Below are 22,613 nucleotides of genomic sequence, written 5' to 3' on the forward strand. Positions count from 1 at the left end.
TTGCCCTGGCCCCCGGGTCCGTGCAGCAGCAGGATGCCGAGCCCCGGCGCCGCGCACCCCCTCCGCCGTTCACAGCGCGTCGAGGTCGACGGCCTCGGCCATCGCCCGGTAGCCCGCGTCCCCGGGATGGAGGTGGTCGCCCGAGTCGTACGCGGGGAGCATCCGGTCCGGGTCGGCCGGGTCGGCGAGGGCCCGGTCGAAGTCGACGTACGCGTCGTACACGCCCGAGGTGCGCATCCAGTGGTTGAAGGCGTCGCGCTGGGCCTCGTTCTCGGGGGTGTAGTAGCCGGAGCCCTTCACCGGGGTGAGGGTGGCGCCGACGATCCGCAGGCCGCGGGCGCGGGCCTGCCGCACGAGGGAGAGGTGCGCCTCGATCAGCTGGTCGAGGGTGACGTCGGCGGGTTCGGTGTCGCCGAGGTCGTTGATGCCCTCCAGGACGAGGACCGTCCGCACGCCCCGCTCGGCGAGCACGTCGGGGGCGAAGCGGGCGACGCCCTTCTCGCCGAGCCGGCCCCGGTCGAGGGTGAGTTTGTTGCCGCTGATGCCGTGGTTGAGGACGGCGCGGGGGCGGCCCGCGGCGGCGAGGCGTTCGGCGAGGACGTCCGGGTAGCGGCGGTCGGCGTCCCGGCTGGAGCCCGAGCCGTCGGTGAGGGAGTCGCCGAAGGCGACGACGCCGTCCCGGGCCGTCCCGGCGCCGCCGAACACCTCCACGCCCGTCAGGTAGTACCAGGCGCTGTCGGTCTCGGTGAACGCCGTGCCCCCGGTGTCGTCGACGTGGTCGCCCGTCGCGCGGTGCACGGTGGACCGGGAGACGCGGTGGACGGTGGCGGGGCCGGTGGCCTCGGCCAGCCGGAGCGTGACGGTGACCCGGTCGAAGGCGTCGGCCCGGAGGGCGGCGGCGTCGCTCAGGAGCGTGCCGCCCCGGGGGACCGTGACGGCACCGGCGCCCGCGAAGGTCAGCCGCCGGGCGGTGCCGGGCACGATCGCGCCGCCCTCGCCGCTGCGGGCGACGGTGGCCGCCGCGATCCGCAGCGGACGGGTGCCGTAGCGGTTGCTGAGCTCGATCCGCAGCCGGGCGCCACCGGCGGTGAGGCGCACGGACTGGCGCAGCGTGTGGTCGCGGAAGCCCGCCGCGGACCAGTTGCCCGCGCCGGGCGGCTGCGGCGAGGCCGCCCAGGCGCCGCGCCATGCGGCGGCCGCGGGCTGCGCCGCGGAACCGGCCGGGCGGGCGGAGGGCGGGTCGCCCTGGATCAGGGAGCGGGGGCGGACGTCACCGCCGCAGGCCGTCAGGGCCGCGGCCGTGGCGAGGGCGACGAGGGAGGCTGCGGTCCGCCGGAGAGCCGGGTGCGTGGTCATGGCGTGGGGTCCTCCGTCCGCGGTCATGGGGCGTGGCCGTCCGTTCTGTCGTTCCGTCAGGGTTTCGGTACGGACATCATGCCTAGGATTCTTGGGTGCGCACCTCTCGAAGGACCCTCGGCCCCTCGTCCCTCGCCGCCCTCGCCCTGCTCGCGGCGGCCTGTACGCCGGGGACGGAGAGCCCGCCGGTGGACGGCGGTTCGGCGGGGCAGCCCGCGGCGCGCGGCTCGGCGCTCGCCGCCGTGGACGGGCTGACGGTCAAGGGCCGTGCGCCGAAGACCGGTTACGAGCGGGAGAAGTTCGGCCGGGCCTGGGCCGACGTCGACGGCAACGGCTGCGGGACGCGGGACGACATACTCAGGCGCGACCTGACGGGGGTCCGTTTCACGGACGGCCGCTGCAAGGTGGCCTCGGGGACGCTGACCGACGACCCGTACACGGGCACCACCGTCGACTACGTCCGGGGCCGCAGCAAGGTCGACGTCGACCACGTCGTGGCGCTGTCCGACGCTTGGCAGAAGGGCGCGCAGAAGTGGGACGCGGAGACCCGGCGCCGCTTCGCCAACGATCCGCTCAACCTCCTCGCCGTCGACGCCACGGCCAACCGCCGCAAGTCGGACGGCGACGCGGCGACCTGGCTGCCGCAGAACCGCTCGTACCGCTGCCCGTACGTGGCACGGCAGGTGGCGGTGAAGCAGAAGTACGGGGTGTGGGTGACGCGGGCCGAGCGGGACGCGATGAAGCGGGTGCTCGCGGCCTGCCCGCAGCAGCGGCTGCCGTGACGGGACGGGCGCGGGCGCGGCGGCTCCGCAAAAACGTTTGAGCAGGTCGGGCGGTGATCGTTAGCCTCCGGTCCATGGACCTGGACGCGCTGCACATCACGACCCTCGCCGAACGCCCCGAGCTCGAAGGGGCGATATGGGCCATGTCGGACCTGTGGCCGGAGTTCATGATGCACGACCCGGTCGGCTGGGCGAACGTGGGCCGGATCGCGCGCGACCTGCCGGAGTACGTGCTCGTCGCCACCGACGCGGACGGCGCGGTCGTCGCGCGCGGCTTCAGCGTGCCCTTCGCGCTGGACGTCGACGGCCGGCGCGAGCTGCCCTCCCGCGGCTGGGACGAGGTGCTGCTCTGGGCGTTCTCGGACCTGCGCCACGGGCGGAAGGCCGACACGGTCAGCGCGATCGAGATCACCGTCGGCACGTCCGCGCTCGGCAAGGGCGTCTCGTACCGGATGCTCGCGGCCATGCGGGACAACGCCCGCGCGCTCGGCTTCTCGGAGCTGGTGGCGCCGGTCCGGCCCAACGGCAAGCACCTGGAGGCGGCGGCCTCCATCCACGAGTACGCCTTCCGCACCCGCGAGGCGGACGGGCTGCCGCACGACCCGTGGCTGCGCGTCCACGTCCGCGCGGGCGGCACCATCGAGGCGGTGGCCCCGGCGTCGATGACCGTCCCCGGCTCCGTGGAGCAGTGGCGGTCCTGGACCGGTCTCCCCTTCGACACCGACGGCCCCGTCGAGGTCGAGGGCGCGCTCGTCCCGGTCCACTGCGAGGCCTCGCGGGGGTACGCGGTGTACGTCGAGCCCAACGTGTGGGTCCGCCACCGCGTCTGAGCCACCGCGTCCGAGGCCCGTCGCCGCATCCGAGGCCCGTGTCCGAGGCCCGCCGTCGGCGTCAGTCCAGGGTGACGACGTCCTTCGGTGCCGGCACCCTGACCTTCACCGGCCGGTCGAAGCCGCTGAAGGTCACCGTCATCGGCTCGTCGCCACCGGTCACCGTGAGCCCCAGCACGTACGGCTCGCCCTCGGTGGCGACGTGCATCGTGTACGTCTCGGCGCCGTCCTTCTCCGTCAGGACGAGGGCTTTGCGGCCGCCGAAGGTGGTCTCCGCGCCCTTCACGGCCTCGCTGCTGCCCTCGAAGGAGTCGAGGAACGCGGACAGGTCGCAGAACTCCAGCATGTCCTTCGCCTCAGGGTCGGACACCGACAGCTTCGTCCAGCGGCCCTTGAGCTCCTTGAGCACGGCCTCCTGGACCTCGCGGGTCTCGCCCGCCGAATCGGCGCGCAGGAAGGCCTCGTCGAAGCGGAAGTAGGCGTTCTTTGCGTCGGCCTTCAGCAGTTCGGCCGTGCCGGTCGTGCCCATGGTGAGCGTGCCCGTGCAGTTCTGCCGGACGTCCGCGGAGACGTAGGCCTTGAGGGGGCCGTCGGCGTCCGTCAGGGAGATGTTCATCGTGAGGGAGTCGGCGGCCCGGGTGGCCGCCATCGCCTTGGTGACGACCTGCGGTCCCGTCAGCTCCGCGAAGGGGCCCGCGGCCCTCTCCTCGCTCGGGGTGGACGGCCCGCAGGCGGTGGCGCCGAGGGCGAGGGCCGCCGTGCACAGCGCGGCGGCGAGGGCCGCGCGGGGGGTCCGGGGCCGGGGGTGGGCACGCATGGGAGGTCTCCGGGGGTGGTGCGGGAAAACGGGTGAAAAAAGGGGGAGGGGGCCGGTGGACCGGCCCCCTGGCTCCTGCCGTGCCGGTCGGCGGGTCAGCCGATCTTCAGCTCCCACTGCGAGGAGTCGTACTCGAAGCCGGGGCTGACCTCGACGGTCAGGTTCTTGGCGGCGGCGGGGGTGCTGAAGGCGTAGGTGGCGGTGGCCTTCTTGCCGGGCAGGACCGTGCCGTTGAAGCCCTCGCCGACCTTGCCGTCGAAGATCTGCTCGGCGTTCACGCCCTCCTGGCCGGCGCGGGCCTCCAGGGTGAACAGCGCGCCGTCGAACTTCTCCTTGCCGGCGTTCTCGATGACGACGGTGACCTGGTAGGCCTTGTTGCCCGCGGTGTGACCGATCGCGAACTCGCCCGGCTTGTACGGCTTCGGGTCGGAGACCGTGACCGTCAGGTCGTCGTCGTACACGGACGAGTCGCCGTCCTCCAGGGTCTCCGCCTTGGCGCCGCCCGCACCCTCCGAGGCCGGGGCCTCGGGCTTGGCGCTCGCGCTGCCCGCGGCGCCGGGCGCGGAGGCGCCGGGCGTCGGGGTCTCGATGCTCTCGATGGCCTTGTCGATCTCGTCCACCGCGTCGTTCACGGCGGTGACGGTGATGATCAGGCCCACGGTCGCGAGGACCAGGGACACCGCGCCCAGGATCACGCCGGTGAGCGTGACGCCCTTGTTGTTCGCCTCTCCGCGCTTCACACGGCCCTTGCCGACCAGGCCCAGGATCAGGGCGATCAGGCCCAGCGTGCCCGCAAGCCAGAAGAGGAGCGGGATGAGTCCGGCGAGCGTACCGATGATGCCGAGGACCAGGGCCGCCGTTCCGAGACCGTTGCGCAGGGCGACGGGGGGCTGCTGGACCGGCGGGTGCGGCGTTCCGTACGACATGAGTGTGTCCTCCCGGACAGAGAAGATGTCTGGCGCGATGGGTCAATCACATCAGAGCCTGTGAACCGAGTCAACATTGTTCACGAAAAACGAATCGGCTCACGCTGTGAAGTGGTGTCGCGTACGTTCGTCAGTAAGATCGGATCACACGAGGACGAGACGGACCTGAGGCCGAACCGGGGAGAGTGGGTCACGTGCCCGAACACGCAGCAGAGGTGGGTACGCCGGAGGTGACCGCCGCCGGGATCGCCCGGCTCGCGGGGGTCGGCCGCGCCGCCGTCAGCAACTGGCGCCGCCGCCACCCCGACTTCCCCAAGCCCGTCGGCGGCACCGAGACCAGCCCCTCCTTCGCCCTCACCGAGGTCGAGCAGTGGCTGCGCGCCCAGGGCAAACTGGCCGAGGTCCCGCTCCGCGAGCGCGTCTGGCAGCAGATCGCGGCCCACCCGGCCGGCGCGGTCGCCGCCCTCGTCCACGCGGGCTGCGTCCTCCTCCTCGTACGGGACAGGGCGGCCACCTGGCCCTCGCTCGCCGCGCTGCCGGACGAGCGGCTGGCGGGCGTCCTCTCCGTCGCCCTGGAGCAGACGCTCGGCGAGCGCCTCGGCCACGTGCGCGCCGTGCTCACCCCCACCCCCACCGAACTCGCGCCGTCCGTGCCCCTGATGCGCGGCGCCGCCGAGCTGGCCGCCGAGACCGGCGCCCGCCAGGCCTTCGAGTTCCTGCTCGGCCGGCACCTCGACGCCAACCCGCGCCAGTACACGCTGACCCCGCCCGGCCCCGCCGCCCTCATGGCCGAGCTGGCGGCCACCAACCCCCGCGACGAAACCCCCGGCGCCCCCGGCAGCCCCGGCCTCACCGTCCTCGACCCCGCCTCCGGCACCGGCGCCCTGCTGCGGGCCGTCGCGCACCCCGCCGCCGTGTACGGCCAGGAGGCCGACCGGGACCTCGCCGCGCTCACCTCCCTCCGCCTGGCCCTCACCACCGACGCCGACGTCCGCGTCAAGGGCGGCGACAGCCTGCGCTCCGACGCCTTCCCGACGCTCGCCGCCGACGCCGTCCTGTGCCACCCGCCGTTCAACGAGCGCAACTGGGGCCACGACGAACTCGCCTACGACCCGCGCTGGGAGTACGGCTTCCCGGCCCGCACCGAGTCCGAGCTCGCCTGGGTGCAGCACGCCCTGGCCCGCCTCCGCCCCGGCGGCACCGCCGTCCTCCTCATGCCCCCCGCCGCGGCCTCCCGCCGCTCCGGCCGCCGCATCCGCGCCGACCTCCTGCGCCGCGGCGCCCTGCGCGCCGTCGTCGCCCTCCCGGCCGGCGCCGCGCCCCCGTACGGCATCCCGCTCCACCTCTGGGTCCTGCGCAAGCCCGTCCCCGGCGGGCGGCCCGCCGCCGAACTCCTCCTCGTCGACACCGCGTCCGAGCACCCGCCCCAGGGCGGCGCGGCCCCCCGCGACCGGCTCGACTGGCAGGCCGTCCACACCGCCGTCCTGGACGCCTGGACCCCCTTCGACCGGGACGGCACCTTCACCGGGACGCCCGGCGCCAGCCGCTCCGTCCCCGTCATCGAACTCCTCGACGACGACGTCGACCTCACCCCCGCCCGCCACCTCCCGCCCCCCGCCGCCGCCGAGGGCGCGGACCAGCTGGCCGGGGTGCGCGAGCGGCTGACCGAGACCCTGCGCCGCACCCGGGAACTCACCCCGCCGCCCGCGACCGGCCCGGCCCCCGCCGGTTCCCCGGCCCGCAGGCCCGTGACGACCGTCGGCGAACTCGCACGCTCCGGCGCCCTCGTCCTGCGCGCGGGCGGCACCGGTACGGCTCCGACGGGCGCGCCCGTCGCCGTCCTCACCGACCACGACGTCCTCGTCGCCCAGCCGCCGTCCGGCACGCTCCCCGACGGCCCGCCCGAGGAGCCGGTGCTCCTCGCCGCCGGTGACGTCGTCGTCCCGGTCCTCGGCGGCGGCACGGCGGTCCGGGTCGTCACCGCGGCCGACGCGGGCGCCGCCCTCGGCCGCAACCTCCAGCTCCTGCGCGCCGACCCGGCGGCCCTCGACCCCTGGTTCCTGGCCGGTTTCCTGCGCGCCACCGCCAACACCCGCCAGGCCAGCAGCTACGCCTCCACCGCGACACGGCTCGACGTCCGCCGCCTCCAGCTGCCCCGCCTGCCGCTGGCCGAACAGCGCCGCTTCGGCGAGCGGTTCCGTGCCCTCGCCGCCTTCGAGGAGTCCCTGCGCCTGACGGCCCGCCTCGGCGAACAGCTGGTCCAGGGCCTCCACGACGGCCTGGCCGACGGCACGATCGCGCCCTGAGGAACGGCGAAGGCCCTCCTGGATCCATTCGGACCGGAGGGCCTTCGCGCGTCGTACGCCCGCGGAGGCGGCCTACAACCAGCCGCAGCGCGCGGCCTTGAGCCCCGCCTCGAACCGGCTCGTGGCGTTGAGCCGCTCCATCAGACCGGCCATCTGGCGGCGCACGGTCCTCACCGAGATGCCCAGCCGCTTGCCCGCGCCCTCGTCCGTCAGCCCCGAGGCGAGCAGCCGCAGCAGCTCGCGGTCGCTGCTGCTGATGCCGTCCTCCGACGGCTGCCGGTGGTCGGCGCCGAGCGGCACCGCCGTCTCCCAGGTCTGCTCGAACAGGGACAGGAGCGAGGCGACGATCCCGGGCGACGAGGTGCACAGCGCCCCGAGCTTCGAGTTCTCGGGGTCGATCGGGACGAGCGCGGTCCGGCGGTCGAAGACCACCATGCGCGGCGGCAGCACGGGGCTCGTGCGCACCAGGCCGCCCAGCTCCGTCGTCCACTGCGCGTACGCCAGCGTCGGCCCGTCGTTGCGGGCGCTGTCCTGGTACACCGCCCGGATGTGCACGCCGCGCCGCAGCGCCGCCTCGTCCAGCGGCCGCGACGCGTCCAGGCTGCGCTGCGACTGGGCGCCGCCCGGCATGATCGACATCAGCTCGTCGGAGAGGCCGCGCGTGAGGGCCTCCAGCCGGGTCTGGATCGCGTCGAGACCCACGAGCCGCTCGGCCTGCTCCGTCTCCGTGTTGGGCCGCAGGTGCGCGTACGCCGCGACCGCCCGCGCCACCGCGGCCTTGCTGCGCGCGAGCTCCTCCTGCCGGCGGGCCAGCTCCTCCTCCTGCCGCCGGATCATCACCTCGAGGCCCACGTCGGGCGAGACCGCCCGCAGCCCCTTCCCGACGTCCTGTGACGGTGCCAGCAGGTCGAGGTCGACCAGCTGGTCGAGCGCGTCCCTGACGCGGGCCTCCGTCATGCCCAGACGTGCGGCGAGTTCCTCCACTCCGCCCGCCGGAGACACGAGCATCTCCTGGTAGACGCTTTCCTCGTCGATGCCGAGCCCCAATGCTTCGAGCACTTCAACCCCCCCTGGGTTGCATCAAGCCTGACAGGCCGAAAATACCTGATGACAGGCGTGTGACGATCAGTCAGAAGGGTCGCGGTGGCAGCAAGCTGCCTGGCAGCTTGGCGACAGTCGTCATCCCTTCCGGGGGGTGCCGACGGGCGGCAGAGTGGTGATCACGAGGACGGCGGCGGGGAAAACCCGCTCCCCGCCCCGGCCGGGCAGGAAGGGTTCCGTCCCCCGATCCGCGCAGCTCCGCTCCGTACCGCTCCGCTCCGTCGACCGAAGGAATGTCATGTCGCGCGTCCCCGCACTGCTCGCCGCCGCCGGCCTCGCCGCCCTGCTCTCCGCCGGATCGGCCGTCACCACGGTCCAGGCCACCGAAGCCCCCGGCGCGATCAGCTGGGACTCGGTCCCGGCCGGTGACGGTTCGGGCGCGATCAGCTGGGATTCGATCCCGGCCGGTGACGGTGCGGACGCGATCAGCTGGGACTCGGTCCAGGCCGCCGACGCCCCCGGTGCCATCAGCTGGGACTCGGCCGAGGTGTCCGCACCCGCCGCCCAGCAGAACGCCATCAGCTGGGACTGACCTGCCGTGCGCATCATCCTGGCCTCCCTGACGGCACCGTCGGGAGCCCCCCCTCGCCAGGAAACCCTCGCCGTCGTCACCGACCTCCTCTGGGCCCACGCCGTACCCGCCGACGGGCTGGAGCACGTGAAGGCCCGCTTCACCGACGACGGCCTCGACCTCTACCTCTTCGTACGCGCCGCGGCCGACGACATCGCCCTGCCGCGCATGCGCTGCCTTCTCGACCGGGTGTCCCACGCCGTCGCGGCGCAGGGCTACGCGCTCTCCGGCACCCGCTGAACCTCCCGGGGCCCTCGACCCCGGCCGCCCGCCCGTCTCCCGGGCCAGGCCCTTCCTCTTCCCCGCGCGTCCCCGCCCAGGGCACCGCCATGTCACCGTCAGGAGTACCTCCGTGTCCCGTGCCGTCCTGCCCCGCCCGCTCCGCGTCGGCCTCGCCTCCTTCGTCGTCGCCGCCGCCCTCTCGGGCCTCGCCACGTCCCCCGTCCACGCCTCGGAGCTCACCGAGATGGCGACGCTCGCCAAGAGCCAGACGGGCAACGGCCCGTGCGCCAACGGCGGTTACCACAACGGTCTGATGCAGAGGAACAGCTGCGACGGCAACGGCGGTGCCCACCACGCCTGGTGCGCCGACTTCGTCGGCTGGGTCTGGTCGAAGTACAACGTGACGGGTCAGGCCGTGCTCACCGACGCCGCTTCCAGTTTCTGGACCTACGGCCAGAAGTACGGGACCCTCCACACCAGCCCCACCTACACGCCCAGCGTCGGTGACGCCGTCGTGTACGAGTACTCCGGCGGCTGGGCCCAGCACGTTGCCATGGTGACCGGCGTCGCGGACGGCAAGGTCACCATCACCGGCGGCAACGAGAGCAACAGCGTCAGGACCAACACGACGTCCAGCTGGCGCGTCGGCCAGGCGCCCTTCGGCAGCCAGCGCATCAGCGGGTACATCTCTCCGAAGATGCAGCAGGCCACCCCGCCGCGGGTCGCGCTCAGCGGCGCCACCGGCACGGTCTCGGGCGTCGCCAACCTGACGGCCTCCACCACCGCCGGGACCTACGGCGTGGCCTCCGTCCAGTACTACGTCGACGGCGAGCCGGTCAGCGGCAAGCTCACCCAGGCCCCGTACTCCTTCGCCCTGGACTCCAGCCGCTTCCCCGACGGCAAGCACATCGTCGCCGCCGAGGTCACCGACACCAACGGCAACACCGGCGCCTCCCGCTCCCAGATCATCACCTCCAACGGCGAGGCCACCTCCACCTTCCACGCCGACTTCAACGGCGACGGGAAGGCCGACGTCGGCGTCCTGTACGACTACGGCAGGCAGGCGGACGGCTCGTACGAGACCGGCCTGTGGACGTACCTGAGCAACGGGGCCGGCTTCAACCAGCCCGTGAAGGTCTGGGACAACGCCTCCACGAACTTCGGCTCCTGGAACTGGGACCGTTCGAAGGTCACCACCGGTGACTTCAACGGCGACGGCAAGGACGACATCGGCGTCCTCTACAACAACGGCCAGCAGACGGACGGCACCAGCAAGACCGCCCTGTGGACCTTCACCTCCACCGGCACGGACTTCACCAACCCCGTCCTCAAGTGGGACAACGTCTCCACGGGCACCGGCTCCTGGAACTGGAACCGCTCCAAGGTCACCACGGGTGACTTCAACGCGGACGGCAAGGACGACGTCGGCGTCCTCTACAACAACGGCCAGCAGACGGACGGCACCAACGTCACCGCCCTGTGGACGCTCACCTCCACCGGCTCGGACTTCACCAACCCGTCGAAGAAGTGGGACAACGTCTCCACGGGCACCGGCTCCTGGAACTGGGACCGCTCCAAGATGGTCTCCGGCGACTTCACCGGCGACGGGAAGGCCGACATCGGCATCCTGTACGACAACGGCCAGCAGACGGACGGCACCAACGTGACCGCCCTGTGGACCCTCGCCTCCACCGGCTCGGACTTCACCAACCCGTCGAAGAAGTGGGACAACGTCTCCACGGCCACGGGCTCCTGGAACTGGGACCGCTCGAAGGTCACCACCGGTGACTTCAACGGCGACGGCAAGGCCGACGTCGGCGTCCTCTACGACAACGGCCAGACCGAGGACAGCCGCAACCTGTCGGCGCTGTGGACCTTCACCTCCACCGGCAGCGACTTCACCAACCCGTCCAAGAAGTGGGACTCGGGCACCGGCAGCTGGAACTCCGACACCAGCAAGCTGACCGCCGGTGACTTCAACGGCGACGGCAAGACCGACATCGGTGTGCTGTACGGCTACGGCGTCCAGGACGACGGCACCAACCGCACGGGCCTGTGGAAGTTCACCAGCACCGGCACCGACTTCGCCAACCCGGTCATGAGCTGGGACAGCGCCGGCCAGACCAGCTGGAACTGGAAGGCCAGCAAGCTCGGCTGACGCCCCCGCGGGGCCCGGCCGGCCGGACACCCTCCGGCCGGCCGGGCCCCCGGCACCCCGACCGACGCCGTCCCCCTCGCCCCAGGAGCCCCGTCACCATGTCCCGCCGCCCCCGCACGCTCACCACCGCCACCGCGCTCGTCGTCACGGCCGGCCTCGCCGGCACCCTCCTCTCCGCCGGAACGGCCTCCGCGGCCTCCGTCGAGACCTGGGACAAGGTCGCCCAGTGCGAGAGCGGCGGCGACTGGACCGTCATCAGCGCCAACGGCCTCTACTTCGGCGGCCTGCAGTTCTCGGCCTCCACCTGGAACGGGTTCGGCGGCACCGCCTACGCCGCCCGCGCCGACCTCGCCACCAAGAAGGAACAGATCCTCATCGCCGAGAAGGTCTTCAAGGTCCAGGGCGAGGGCGCGTGGCCGCACTGCGGCCCGCTCGCGAACCTCGGCGCCGACCACGCGGACCCGTACCCCGACCCCGTACCGCCGGTCTCCAAGGTGACCGGGCTCGCCTCGGGCACGGTGGCCACCGGCACGATCACCCTCACGGCCTCCGTGACCGACGCCGTCGGCACCCCGACGCAGGCGACGTTCTACGTCGACGGCCGGGCCGTCGGCACGGACACCGGCTCGGGCCCCGCCTATTCCGTCTCCCTCGACACGACGACGCTCACCGACGGCGCCCACACGGTCACCGTTCGGGCCGTCAACGACGCCGGACAGACCGGCCCGCTGTCGGACGGGGTCTCCTTCCTCACCGCGAACCGGGCCACCACCGCCCGCACCACCGGTGACTTCAACGGCGACGGCAAGGACGACGTCGCCGTCCTGTACGACAACGGCCAGGGGACGGACGGCCTCTACCGGACGGCCGTCTGGACCTTCACGTCCACCGGGACCGGCTTCGGCCCGCCCGTGAGGAAGTGGGACAACGTCTCCACCGCCTTCGGCTCGTGGAACTGGGACCGCTCCAAGGTCACCGCCGGCGACTACAACGGCGACGGCAAGGACGACCTGGGCGTCCTCTACGACAGCGGCGTCTCCCAGACCGGCGCCCACGCGACCGTCCTGTGGACCCTCACCAGCACGGGCACCGACTTCGCCAACCCGGTGAAGCGCTGGGACAACACCGCCGTGGCCGACTCCTGGACCTGGGACCGCTCCAAGGTGACCTCCGGCGACTTCAACGGCGACGGCAAGGACGACGTCGGCATCCTGTACGACAACGGGCGCGACACGGACGGCACCTACCGGACGGCGCTCTGGTCCCTCACCTCCACCGGCAGCGGCTTCACCGCGGCCCGGAAGTGGGACAACGTCTCCACGGGCACCGGCTCGTGGAACTGGGACCGCTCCAAGCTCCTGGCCGGCGACTTCAACGGCGACGGCAAGAGCGACGTCGGCGTCCTCTACAACAACGGCCGGCAGACGGACGGCAGCAACGTCACCGCCCTGTGGACGCTGACCTCCACCGGCACGGCCTTCGGCAACCCGTCGAAGAAGTGGGACAACGTCTCCACCGCCTTCGGCTCGTGGAACTGGGACCGCTCCAAGGCGACCGCCGCCGACTTCAACGGCGACGGCAAGGCCGACGTCGGCATCCTCTACGACAACGGCCAGGCCGAGGACGGCCGCAACAAGGCCGCGCTGTGGACCCTCACCTCCACGGGCTCCGACTTCACCAACCCGTCGCGGAAGTGGGACTCGGGCACCGGCAGCTGGAACGCCGACGCCAGCAAGGTCACCGCGGGCGACTTCAACGGCGACGGCAAGGCCGACGTCGGCGTCCTCTACCACTACGGCCGTCAGGCCGACGGCACGAACCGCACCGGCCTGTGGAAGTTCACCAGCACCGGCACCGACTTCGCCAACCCGGTCATGAGCTGGGACAGCGCGAGCTCCGGCAGCTGGAACTGGATCTCCAGCGACCTCGCCTGAGCCTCCCCCTCCCCGGCAGACCCGCATCCCCGCCCCCAGGACCCGTAGGACACACGATGAGACTCACCCGCATCCCGACCGCGCTCCTCGCCGGTGGCATGACCCTCCTCGGTCTGGCCGCGCCGGGGGCCCAGGCCGCCACCACGGCGGCCGTGACCTCCCCCATGACCATCGTGTCGTGGAACATCTGCGGCGAGGCCGGCGGCAGCCGGGGCTCCGACGGCTTCTGCCCCTCCCGGCTGACGACGGCCGACAACGAGGCCAAGGTCCAGGAGATCGTCAAGCTGCTCCAGGAGCAGCGGGCCGACGCGATCGTGATGCAGGAGGTGTGCGGTGCCCCGGACGGCGTCCCGGCGGTCGTCGACACCGTCCCGCAGGTGGAGGGATACCACCAGCGGCGGCTGAAGGAGATCCTCGGCCCGGCGGGCTGGAGCTTCGACTTCGCCCCCGTCCGGCGCTGGGACGACACCGCGGAGAGCTCCGGGACGTACGGCAGCCCCTGCCGCGGCGTCCTCAAGGGCGGCAGGCTGGGCAACCTGATCGCGGTCAAGGGCGGGATCAGCGCGCGGGACCACGTCAACGCGGTGCCGACGTCGTCGTCCGTCAGCGACCACCGGTCGCTGCCCGTGCAGTGCGTCGCCGTGACCGGCAGGTCGACGGCCGTCTGCAACACGCACATCATCCCCGGCTCCACCGATCCCCGGATCGCGGAGCAGATCACGAACGTCAAGAACTTCGTGGACGGCTTCACCACCCGGCACGGCCTGGGGCGGAGCGCGGTCGGCGGCGACTTCAACCGCGCGGCGGACAACGACCTGCTGGCTCCGCTGGCCGGGGCGTACGAGCACTGCGTCACCGGCACCACCCACCACGGCTGGACGGGCACGAGCCACACCTGGCACGAGTTCGACCACGTCTTCGTGAGCGCGCCGGGGACGAGCCGGGCCATCGCGTCCTGCGACATCGACGAGGACCGCATGGACACGACCCCGAACGTCGAGGGCGTGACGCCCAACGGCTTCTCGGACCACGCCCCCGTCGTCGTCCGCGTCGGCGACCAGCCCGCCCCCGTCCGCGTCCCCGGTGACCTGCGCGGCTCCGGCGGCACGCCGGACCTGGTCGCCGTCGACACCACGGGCGCCCTGTACGTCTACCCGGGCGACGGCCGGGGCGGGGTCACCTCGCGCCACCAGCTCGGCAACGGCGGCTGGCTCGGCGCCTCGGTCAGCCACCGGGGCGACTGGACCGGCGACGGCCACGAGGACCTCGTCGCCCGGATCGGCACCCAGCTGCGCGTGTACCCGGGCGGCATGGACGGCCGGCTGCGGCCCCCGGTCGCCCTGGGGACGGTGGCGGCCGACGCGCAGGTGGTCAGCGTCGGCGACATGACCGGCGACGGCCGTACGGACCTGGTCGTCGCGGCGGAGAACAAGCTGTGGCTGTACGAGAACGACCTCGCCGCGACCGGTGCCCCCGCCGTGAAGGCCGCCCGTGAGATCGGCAGCGGCGGCTGGGACCCGATGACGATCACCGCCCCCGGCGACGTCACCCGCGACACCCTCCCGGACCTCCTGGCGCGGGACACCCGGGACGGCGTCCTGTACCTGTACCGCGGCCGCGCCGACGGCACGTTCGGCAGCCGCACCACCTACGGCACCAACTACACGACCGCGAACCGTCCGCTGATCGCGGGCGGCGCCGACGCCGACCGCGACGGCACCGCCGACATGTGGACGACCACCGCCGAGGGCACCGGCACCCTCCGGTTCTACGCGGGCGGGACGTCCGGTACGACCCCGGTCGACGGGCCGAGCACGGTCGTCGGCGCCAGCGGCTGGAACACCATCACCACCATGAGCTGATCCGGAGCCTCCGCCTCCGCCGTCCGTCGGCCTCACCGTCCGGCAACGGTTCCGCACATCGGGGAACCGTTGCCGGACACAGGTGTATACGCTCGTCTCCGCACCCGACCCGTCCGAGTCCGTCCGACCAGGAGCGCCCATGTACGGCCCGCCGCAGCCGCCTTCCTCACCGCAGGGCCCCTCCTCCGGTGGGCTGATCGCGCTGCGGGTGCTCTTCGTGGTGCTCGCCCTGGGCAGCTGCGGGTTCCTGGGGTGGGCGCCGCTGCTGCGGCTCGCGGTCGTGACGCGGCGGAAGGTGGACTGGGCGCTGTTCGGGACCGCGCTCGCCGCCGCCACCGGCCTCTTCGTGTACATCGGGCTCACCGCCGAGAAGGAGGGCAGCGACCTGGAGGCGTTCCTCGGCGTCGGCACCCTCGTGGCCCTGGCGGCGGGCTCGATCGCGTACTACCTCGTCGCGGAGATCCGCCACTTCGAGCGGCGCGCGGCCGCGGCCGTCCCGCCGCCGTACGCGTACCCCTACGGCGGCGCCCCCGGCACCGCCGTCACCGTCCCGAACCCCGCTCCCGGCCCCCACGCCTACGGCTACCCGCCCGTGCCGCCACCCGTCACCGGGGCCGCCCACGGCGCGGCTCCCGCGCCCCGCATCGAGCAGGTGAAGGCCGAGCTCGACGAGCTGAGCGATCTGCTCAGGAAGGACCGGGGGACCGCGGGCGAAGGCGAAGGACACCGGTGAACGGACGGGTCGTCGGCGGGCGGTACGAGCTCGCGACCGTCATCGGACAGGGCGGGATGGGGCAGGTCTGGACGGCGTACGACGGCCGGCTGGACCGCCGGGTGGCGGTGAAGCTGCTGCGGCCCGCCGGCATCACCGGCCCCGCGACCTCCGCCGACGAGCTGCGGCGCCGCTTCGTGCGCGAGTGCCGGGTCACCGCGCAGGTCGGCCACCCCGGACTCGTGACCGTGCACGACGCGGGCAGCGACGGCGAGGACCTGTACCTCGTCATGCAGTACGTCGAGGGCGCCGACCTCGCCGACCACCTCGCCGAGCACGACCCGTACCCCTGGCCGTGGGCGGTCAGCGTGGCCGCGCAGCTGTGCGCGGTGCTCGCCGCCGTCCACGCCGTACCGATCGTGCACCGGGACCTCAAGCCGCGGAACGTGATGATCCGCCCGGACGGCTCCCTCGTCGTGCTGGACCTGGGCGTCGCCTCCGTCCTCGACACGGACACCACCCGGCTCACCCACACCGGCTCGCCGATCGGCAGCCCCGCCTACATGGCGCCCGAGCAGGCGATGGGCGGCGCCGTCGGCCCGTCGACCGACCTGTACGCGCTGGGCGTGCTGCTCCACGAACTCCTCAGCGGGAACGTGCCCTTCGCCGGCTCGACGGCGCTCGGGGTGCTCCACCGCCATCTGTACGAGCCCCCGGTGCCGCTGCGGCAGCTGCGGCCCGAGGTGCCCGAGCCGCTGGAGGCGCTCGTGCTGCGGCTGCTCGCCAAGGACCCGGCGGACCGCCCCGCGGGCGCGCACGAGGTGTACGAGCATCTGCTGCCGCTGCTGCCCGCGCGCGGGGCCCCGGCGGGGCCGATGGACCCGACGCGGCCGTTCCTGCGGCCGCACGCGCCCTGGCCGGACCGGCCCCTGGCGGCGGCGGCCCCGGCGCCGCAGGCCGCGTCCGCCTGGACGGATCCGCGCACCGCCCCGGGGGCGGACCCGCGCACGGACCCCCGGACGGGTTCCCCGGCCGTTCCCCGCACGGATCCGCGCACCGACCCGCGGGCCCCGCTCGGGCACCGGCCGGTCACCCGGACCGATGTGGCCGCCGCCGTCGACGAGGTGAAGCGGCTGCTCGGCGAGGGCTCGCTGACGCAGGCCGTGGACATTCTCGGCGGCATCCTGCCCGCCGCCGCGGCCGAGCACGGCGAGCGGTCACCGGTGGTCCACATCCTGCGCAAGCAGTACGCCTCGACGCTGATGGACGACGGCCAGTACCGCCGGGCGCTGCCGGAGCTGCGCCGGCTCGCGGAGGACCGCGCCGCGGAGGCGGGGCCCGCCGACCCGGCGACCCTCCAGTTCCGTTACGACGCCGGGCTGTGCCTGGAGCAGCTGGGCGAGGCGGCGGCCGCGCTCGCGGAGTTCCGCGCGGTCCTGCCGTACTACGAACAGCCGGGCGCGGACCCGGCCCGGGCGTTCGACATCCGGCAGCGGATCGCGCTGCTGCTCGTGGCGGCGGGGGAGCACACGGCGGGTCAGGCGCAGCTCCAGCGGCTGCTGCTGGACGCGGAGCGGGCGTACGGCCCCTACCACCCGCTCCCGGGTGACCTGCGGCGGGTGCTCGACCACCAGCGGCAGCTGGGTCCCCGTCCCTGACGGTGTCCGGGGGCCTCCTTCCGGTGACGGGAGGGGGTCCTGACGGGGCGCCAGGGTCACGCTTCCGCAACTGATCAGGAAGTGGATCTTCCCGATCCCTTTTGTCTGTTTTGGCGCATGTAACGTTCGCGTCTGATCATGTCCGCGCCTGCAAGGAACTCCTCATGACGACGCCCTCCGCGCCTCTCACCCCCGAGCAGCAGCAGCCCGAGGCTCCCGCGAAGAAGAAGAACGGCCTGCTGAAGAAGATCGGCGGCATCGTCGTCGCGATCATCGTCGCCGTTGCCGTGAAGCTCGGCCTGCCGCACCTCACCGGTGACGCCCCGGTGCACGCCAAGGCCGGTGAGTGCGTGATCGTGACCGGCGAGGAGAACGACCCGAAGGTCGAGACGGCGGACTGCTCCTCCGGCAAGCCCGACCTCTACAAGGTCGTCCAGGTGCACGACAACACCTTCGACCTCAACAAGTGCGGCCAGGAGCTGTCGGCGCTCGCCCAGCAGCTCGAGTCCGACAAGTTCGTCCTCTGCCTGGACGAGGTCGTCAAGAAGTAGGCGTTTTTCACGCTGAAAGGGCTGGAACCGATCGGTTCCAGCCCTTTTTCGTTGGTCGACGAGCAGGGCGCGGGCTACGGTCGGCCGGTGACGCAAGAATCCACAGCGATCCAGCTCAACCACACCGTCGTCTACTCCTCCGACCGTTCCCGCGCCGCGCACTTCCTCGCCGACATCCTCGGCCTCCGGGTCGGCGCCCCCTTCGGCCCCTTCCTCCCCGTCGACCTCGCCAACGGCGTGACCCTCGACTACTACGAGGACCGGACGACGCCGATCCAGCCCAACCACTACGCGTTCCTCGTCCCCGACGAGGACTTCGACGCGATGATCGACCGCCTCGAAGCGGCGGGCGTGACCTACTACGCCGACCCGCAGCACACCGAGCCGGGCAAGGTGAACTCCCTCTTCGGCGGCCGGGGCGCGTACTTCGACGACCCGGACGGCCACAACATGGAGATCATGACCAGGCCGTACGCCCGCCCGTAGCGCGCGCCGCGCCTCTCCGCACCGCCAGGGCCGCCAGGACCACCAGCAGCAGCAGGGACGCCGCCGCCGTCGTCAGGCCGAGGCGCAGCCCCGGCGGGCGGAACGTGCACGTCAGGGTGGAGCGGGCGGGGGAGACCGGGGTCGCGAGAAGGCCCGCGTACGCGCCCGCCCGGACGCCGTCGCACGTCCAGCCCGCGATCCGCGGCGCCGCCACCACCGCCGTGCCCGCGGTCCCTGGCGGCAGCGGGGCCCGCAGCCCCGCCCCCGTGACCTCCACGGAGGTCGCCGCCCGGGCGCGCAGCTCCGCCACCGCCCCGCGCAGCCGGTCGTGGTCCAGGCAGGCCAGTTCGGCGGCGCCGCCCGCCGGCACGGACGGCCGCGCGCCCGGCACCCGCTGGACGCCCAGGGACGTCAGGGCCGCCCGGCGCTTCGGCCGGCCGCCGAGGAGACGGGCCTCCCGGTCGCCGAGGCGGGCCGTGCCGGTGGCGTCGGGAGCCCAGAGGAAGACCTCGGTGCCGACGCGGCACGCCCCCGCGCGCGGAGCCTCGTACACGCGGGCGCCCAGGAGGAGTTCCTGGTTGCGGAAGGGCGACGGACCGAGGGCGGGCGGCGGACCGGAGGGCCGCACCGTCACCAGGGGCAGGGCCCGGGACCGTACGACCGCGCCGTCCCGCCAGCGCGCGCCGACGCCGAACAGCGCGTCCGTCACGGGGTTGTCGAGGCTCAGCAGGTTCCGGCCGCGCGAGGTCCAGCCGCCGCCGAGCGCCGACAGCGTCGCGGTGAGGACGGCGGGCGTGTGGCTGCTGTACGCGGCGGCGCCCTGGCCGCCGAGCAGCAGCGGGTCGTTGCCCGCCACCCGGGGCAGGCCGGGATCGGTGCGGTGGGCGGGCCAGCCGTCCGCGGCGGCGAGCGCCGCCGCCCGCCGGGCGTGCTCCGGCCCCCAGGGCGGGTAGTCGTCGAGCCGGGCCGGGCGCTCCCGGTCGGCGTGCGCGGTGGTCGCGGCGGCCTGCCCGACGAGGGTGCCCATGACGAGGAGCGCGGCGAGCAGCCCGTACCGACCGCGCCGGGGCAGCAGCAGCGCCACCGACACGGCGGCGAGGCCGGCCGCGCCGAGCAGCAGGGCCCAGCGGGTGGCGAGCGGGCTCGGCAGGGCGCCCGCGCCGAGGGCGAGGACGACGGCGGCGCCGCCGAGGAGGGCACGCCGGTCGGGCGGGCCGTGGGTGAGGGCGGCCCGGGCGGCGAGGACGAGGACGCCGGAGAGGACGAAGGTCTGTCGGTAGGGGCTGCCGTTGGGCGTGGCGAAGGCGTGCCAGGCCAGATGGGTGGGGCCCCACTGGAGGGAGGCGGCGACGGCCGCGCAGAGCCCCGGCCACAGCCACCGCCGCGCGCCCGGCACGTCGCGCCGGAAGAGGAGCGTGGCCGCGAGGAGCGGTACGGCGGTGCAGACGAAGGCGGCGGGGGTCGCGAAGCTGTAGGTCACGGGCAGCAGCCGGGCCAGCAGGTCGGTCGCGGGCGCGGGGGCGAACTCCCGGACGACGCCCGGGTGCGCGTGGCGCGAGCCGAGGAGCACGGGGACGAGGACGGGGGCCGCGAGGCCGACGCCGAGGCCGGTCGTGCGCACCGCCCGCCCCAGGGTGCGCGGGCGGAAGGTGCCGGTCTCGGCGAGGCGGACGAGGAGGACGAGGGCGGCGCCGAGGGTGGCCATGTAGGCGGTGTAGAAGTTCGCGAGCCAGCAGACGGCGACGACCAGTGGCCCGAGGAGCGGCCGCCTGCCGTCCCGTACCCACTCGCCGACGAGTCAGAGCAGCGGGAAGGCGACGAGCCCGTCCAGCCACATGGGGTTGTACGTGCCCTCGGCGAGGGACCATCCGCACAGGGCGTACGCGGCGCCGAGCACCGCCGGCCACCACCACCCGGCGGGCCCGGCGGGCCCGGCGGGTCCGGGTCCGCCGGGGCCGAGGCGGCGCAGCAGCACGGTCATGACGGCCGCGGCGACCGCCGTCTTGAGGACGGTCACGCCGTACACGGCGTACTCGATGTCGTCGCGGGGCAGCAGCGCGACCAGCGGGGCGAAGGGGCTCGACAGATAGGTGCCGTAGTCGGGCAGGAAGCTGGTGCCCCAGCCGGCCCGCCAGTCCAGGAGCGGCGGCCCGCCCTCGGTGCGGCCGTGGAGGAGGTCCCAGAGGTAGGCGTGGTACGGCACGAACTGGTTGGCCAGGTCGTTGACGGCCCGGTGGCGCGGCCCGAAGGGGAAGACGCGGGCGACGGCGTCCCCGCCGCAGGTGCCGAGGACGGTCAGCAGGGCGGCGAGGAGTCCGGCGCGGAGTCCGGCGGCGCGGCGTCCGGCGGCGCGGCGTCCGGCGCGGGGCTCGGCGGCGGGTGCGGCCCGCGGCGCGGCGGGCGGGGCGGAGGGGCGTGTGGTCGGCATGGCGGTTCGAATATGTCAGCGAACGGCCGGACATCCGCTCCGCGGCGGGCCCGTTCACCGAATGGTCGTCTGCCCGCCACCCCGTCGGGCGGGCCGGGTCACCGGGCTCCGTTGTCGTGGGGCCCGTGCTGCTCTCGATCGTCGTCCCCTGCTTCAACGAGGAGGACGTCCTCACCCGCTTCCACGACCGCGTGACGACCGAACTGGGCCGACTCGACGGCGAGTTCGAGATCGTCTACGTCGACGACGGCAGCCGGGACCGGACCCTCTCCCTGCTCCAGGGGCTCGCCGCCACCGACCCCGGGCGCGTCCGCTACGTCTCCTTCAGCCGGAACTTCGGCAAGGAGTCCGCGATGCTCGCCGGACTCCGGCACGCGAGCGGCGACGCCGTCGTGATCATGGATGCCGACCTCCAGCACCCGCCGGAGCTGGTGCACCGCATGGTCGCGCTGCACGCCGAGGGGTACGACCAGGTCGTCGCCCGCCGCACCCGCGAGGGCGACCGGGTGACCCGCACCCTCACCGCCCGCCTCTACTACTGGGCCGTCAACCGGCTCGTCGACGTCGAACTCGTCGACGGCGTCGGCGACTTCCGGCTGCTCTCGCGCCGCACGGTCGACGCGTTGCTCGGGCTCGGCGAGTACAACCGCTTCTCCAAGGGCCTCTTCTCCTGGGTCGGCTTCCGCACGACGACCTTCGCCTACGAGAACGCCGTCCGCGAGCAGGGCCGCTCCACGTGGAGCTTCGGCAAGCTCCTCAACTACGGGCTCGACGGCCTGCTCTCCTTCAACAACAAGCCGCTGCGCGCCGCCGTCTACCTGGGGCTCCTCCTCGTCGGCCTCGCCCTCGCCTACGCGGCCTGGATCGTCGCCGACGCCCTCGCCCACGGCGTCGACACGCCCGGCTACGTCACCCTGCTCGTCGCCGTCACCGCGCTCGCCGGGGTCCAGATGGTGATGGTCGGGCTCATCGGCGAGTACGTCGGCCGGATCTACTACGAGGTGAAGCGCCGCCCGCACTACCTGGTCGCCGAGACCGAGGCGGGCACGGAACGCGACGCGGAGGCGGCCGCGGGGCGGGGCCCGGGACGCGAGGGACGGGGCGACACCCGGCGGACGGGTGGGTCGTTGTGGGAAACAGTCGCTCCGAAGTAGTGGCTACGGCCCCGGCGACTCCCTAACATCGATCACCGCAAGGTCGTCCAACTGACGCACGACCAGCCCGGGAGGCTCCTGTGCACCGCCGCAACCGCCCCAACCGCCGCCGCGCGGCACTCACCGTCTCCGCCGCGCTGCTCGCCGCGGCCCCGCTGCTCACCGCCTGCGGCAGCGACGCCCACCCAGGGGCGGCGGCGATCGTCGGCGGCGAGCGCATCGAGGTGTCCAGCCTCCAGAACCAGGTGCGGGACGCGCGCAGCGCCCAGGAGGCGTCCCCGCACGCCGACGAGCTCCTCAAGACCAGCGGGGACCTCGGCCGCCAGAAACTCAACGGGATGATCTTCGACCGGGTCGTCGACGCCGTCGCCGCGAAGCTCGGCGTGACCGCGAACCGCGCCGAGCTCCAGCAGACCCACGCGGCCTTCGTCCGCGAGAGCGGCGGCGAGGACCGGCTGGCGGAGGCCCTCCTCCAGCAGCAGGCCGTCGCCCCCGACCAGATCGACGACGTCGTCCGGCGCAACGTCCTGATGAACAAGATCGCCGCCAAGCTCGGCGTCACCGACAGCCCCGAGGGCCAGCAGAAGCTCACCGAGGTCTTCAGCGCCGCCTCGAAGTCCCTCGACATCGACGTGAACCCCCGCTACGGCGCCTGGGACGACGCCCAGGTCCAGCTGACCGGCGGCACCAAGGGCACCCCGTGGCTCCGGCAGATCAGCCAGGCCCCGGGCACCGTGGAAGCCGGTGCCTGAGGGGCGG

18 protein-coding genes and 1 pseudogene are annotated in these 22,613 nt (G+C 73.6%); 14 read left to right on the forward strand and 5 right to left on the reverse strand.

The features are described 5' to 3' along the window. Positions 1-69 precede the first annotated feature (69 nt). A complete protein-coding gene (locus ACWDVG_RS21570; protein WP_451700948.1) occupies positions 70-1,356 on the reverse strand; it encodes an SGNH/GDSL hydrolase family protein in 1,287 nt (428 codons plus the stop codon). A gap of 95 nt (positions 1,357-1,451) precedes the next feature. Here ACWDVG_RS21570 and ACWDVG_RS21575 point away from each other — a divergent pair, with 95 nt between their 5' ends. Further along, entirely contained in the window at positions 1,452-2,138 is a 687-nt protein-coding gene (locus tag ACWDVG_RS21575; protein ID WP_451700949.1) for an HNH endonuclease family protein, read from the forward strand. A 74-nt stretch (positions 2,139-2,212) separates the two neighbouring features. Next, positions 2,213-2,968, forward strand: a complete 756-nt coding sequence (locus tag ACWDVG_RS21580; RefSeq protein ID WP_451700951.1) for an N-acetyltransferase — start codon at positions 2,213-2,215, stop codon at positions 2,966-2,968. 61 nt (positions 2,969-3,029) lie between these two features. On the opposite strand, the gene ACWDVG_RS21585 is transcribed toward ACWDVG_RS21580, so the two are convergent. Next, positions 3,030-3,785, reverse strand: coding sequence for a hypothetical protein (locus tag ACWDVG_RS21585; RefSeq protein WP_451700952.1), 756 nt, complete (start codon positions 3,783-3,785; stop codon positions 3,030-3,032). 95 nt (positions 3,786-3,880) lie between these two features. Further along, positions 3,881-4,711 (reverse strand): DUF4352 domain-containing protein, encoded by an 831-nt coding sequence (locus ACWDVG_RS21590; protein WP_451700954.1) that lies wholly within the window; start codon positions 4,709-4,711, stop codon positions 3,881-3,883. Positions 4,712-4,905: 194 nt separating this feature from the next. Between ACWDVG_RS21590 and ACWDVG_RS21595 the strand changes: the two genes are divergently transcribed. Continuing rightward, on the forward strand, positions 4,906-7,017 hold the full coding sequence (locus ACWDVG_RS21595) for an N-6 DNA methylase (protein ID WP_451700955.1): 2,112 nt from the start codon (positions 4,906-4,908) through the stop codon (positions 7,015-7,017). A gap of 72 nt (positions 7,018-7,089) precedes the next feature. On the opposite strand, the gene ACWDVG_RS21600 is transcribed toward ACWDVG_RS21595, so the two are convergent. Then, positions 7,090-8,076: a helix-turn-helix transcriptional regulator gene (locus tag ACWDVG_RS21600; RefSeq protein WP_451700956.1), complete on the reverse strand. Its 987-nt coding sequence runs from the start codon at positions 8,074-8,076 to the stop codon at positions 7,090-7,092. A 280-nt stretch (positions 8,077-8,356) separates the two neighbouring features. On the opposite strand from ACWDVG_RS21600, the gene ACWDVG_RS21605 reads away from it, so the two are divergent. The 9 genes from ACWDVG_RS21605 (at position 8,357) to ACWDVG_RS21645 (ending at position 18,272) form a co-directional block, all read left to right on the forward strand. Then, positions 8,357-8,650 (forward strand): hypothetical protein, encoded by a 294-nt coding sequence (locus ACWDVG_RS21605; RefSeq protein ID WP_451700957.1) that lies wholly within the window; start codon positions 8,357-8,359, stop codon positions 8,648-8,650. A gap of 6 nt (positions 8,651-8,656) precedes the next feature. Then, complete coding sequence (locus ACWDVG_RS21610) at positions 8,657-8,929, forward strand: hypothetical protein (protein WP_451700958.1); 273 nt, start codon at positions 8,657-8,659, stop codon at positions 8,927-8,929. A 112-nt stretch (positions 8,930-9,041) separates the two neighbouring features. After that, a complete protein-coding gene (locus ACWDVG_RS21615; RefSeq protein WP_451700959.1) occupies positions 9,042-11,069 on the forward strand; it encodes an FG-GAP-like repeat-containing protein in 2,028 nt (675 codons plus the stop codon). 98 nt (positions 11,070-11,167) lie between these two features. Next, positions 11,168-13,003 (forward strand): transglycosylase family protein, encoded by a 1,836-nt coding sequence (locus ACWDVG_RS21620; protein ID WP_451700960.1) that lies wholly within the window; start codon positions 11,168-11,170, stop codon positions 13,001-13,003. A 56-nt stretch (positions 13,004-13,059) separates the two neighbouring features. Next, positions 13,060-14,865, forward strand: coding sequence for an FG-GAP-like repeat-containing protein (locus ACWDVG_RS21625; RefSeq protein WP_451700961.1), 1,806 nt, complete (start codon positions 13,060-13,062; stop codon positions 14,863-14,865). A 139-nt stretch (positions 14,866-15,004) separates the two neighbouring features. Then, on the forward strand, positions 15,005-15,598 hold the full coding sequence (locus tag ACWDVG_RS21630) for a hypothetical protein (RefSeq protein WP_451700962.1): 594 nt from the start codon (positions 15,005-15,007) through the stop codon (positions 15,596-15,598). Continuing rightward, entirely contained in the window at positions 15,595-17,235 is a 1,641-nt protein-coding gene (locus tag ACWDVG_RS21635) for a protein kinase domain-containing protein (protein WP_451700963.1), read from the forward strand. The genes ACWDVG_RS21630 and ACWDVG_RS21635 overlap by 4 nt, the downstream gene beginning before the upstream one ends. Positions 17,236-17,399: 164 nt before the next feature. Beyond that, a complete protein-coding gene (locus ACWDVG_RS21640) occupies positions 17,400-17,786 on the forward strand; it encodes an LppU/SCO3897 family protein (protein WP_451700964.1) in 387 nt (128 codons plus the stop codon). An 87-nt stretch (positions 17,787-17,873) separates the two neighbouring features. Then, positions 17,874-18,272 carry a VOC family protein gene (locus tag ACWDVG_RS21645; RefSeq protein ID WP_451700965.1) on the forward strand — a complete coding sequence of 133 codons (399 nt, stop codon included), beginning with the start codon at positions 17,874-17,876 and terminating at the stop codon, positions 18,270-18,272. Here ACWDVG_RS21645 and ACWDVG_RS21650 read toward each other — a convergent pair. Beyond that, positions 18,244-20,700: pseudogene (locus tag ACWDVG_RS21650) on the reverse strand (YfhO family protein). The gene ACWDVG_RS21645 and the pseudogene ACWDVG_RS21650 sit on opposite strands and share 29 nt — an antisense overlap. A 125-nt stretch (positions 20,701-20,825) precedes the next feature. Between ACWDVG_RS21650 and ACWDVG_RS21655 the strand changes: the two are divergent. After that, entirely contained in the window at positions 20,826-21,854 is a 1,029-nt protein-coding gene (locus ACWDVG_RS21655) for a glycosyltransferase family 2 protein (RefSeq protein WP_451700966.1), read from the forward strand. An 80-nt stretch (positions 21,855-21,934) separates the two neighbouring features. After that, a complete protein-coding gene (locus ACWDVG_RS21660) occupies positions 21,935-22,606 on the forward strand; it encodes a SurA N-terminal domain-containing protein (protein ID WP_451700967.1) in 672 nt (223 codons plus the stop codon). The last annotated feature ends 7 nt before the right edge of the window (positions 22,607-22,613 follow it).

Source organism: Streptomyces sp. NPDC003327 (assembly GCF_053589515.1).

Coding starts and splice junctions, on each gene's coding strand:
- ACWDVG_RS21570 (WP_451700948.1), bottom strand. CDS start 1,356: ATGACCACGCACCCGGCTCTCCGGCGGACCGCAGCCTCCCTCGTCGCC.
- ACWDVG_RS21580 (WP_451700951.1), top strand. CDS start 2,213: ATGGACCTGGACGCGCTGCACATCACGACCCTCGCCGAACGCCCCGAG.
- ACWDVG_RS21585 (WP_451700952.1), bottom strand. CDS start 3,785: ATGCGTGCCCACCCCCGGCCCCGGACCCCCCGCGCGGCCCTCGCCGCC.
- ACWDVG_RS21590 (WP_451700954.1), bottom strand. CDS start 4,711: ATGTCGTACGGAACGCCGCACCCGCCGGTCCAGCAGCCCCCCGTCGCC.
- ACWDVG_RS21605 (WP_451700957.1), top strand. CDS start 8,357: ATGTCGCGCGTCCCCGCACTGCTCGCCGCCGCCGGCCTCGCCGCCCTG.
- ACWDVG_RS21620 (WP_451700960.1), top strand. CDS start 11,168: ATGTCCCGCCGCCCCCGCACGCTCACCACCGCCACCGCGCTCGTCGTC.
- ACWDVG_RS21625 (WP_451700961.1), top strand. CDS start 13,060: ATGAGACTCACCCGCATCCCGACCGCGCTCCTCGCCGGTGGCATGACC.
- ACWDVG_RS21630 (WP_451700962.1), top strand. CDS start 15,005: ATGTACGGCCCGCCGCAGCCGCCTTCCTCACCGCAGGGCCCCTCCTCC.
- ACWDVG_RS21640 (WP_451700964.1), top strand. CDS start 17,400: ATGACGACGCCCTCCGCGCCTCTCACCCCCGAGCAGCAGCAGCCCGAG.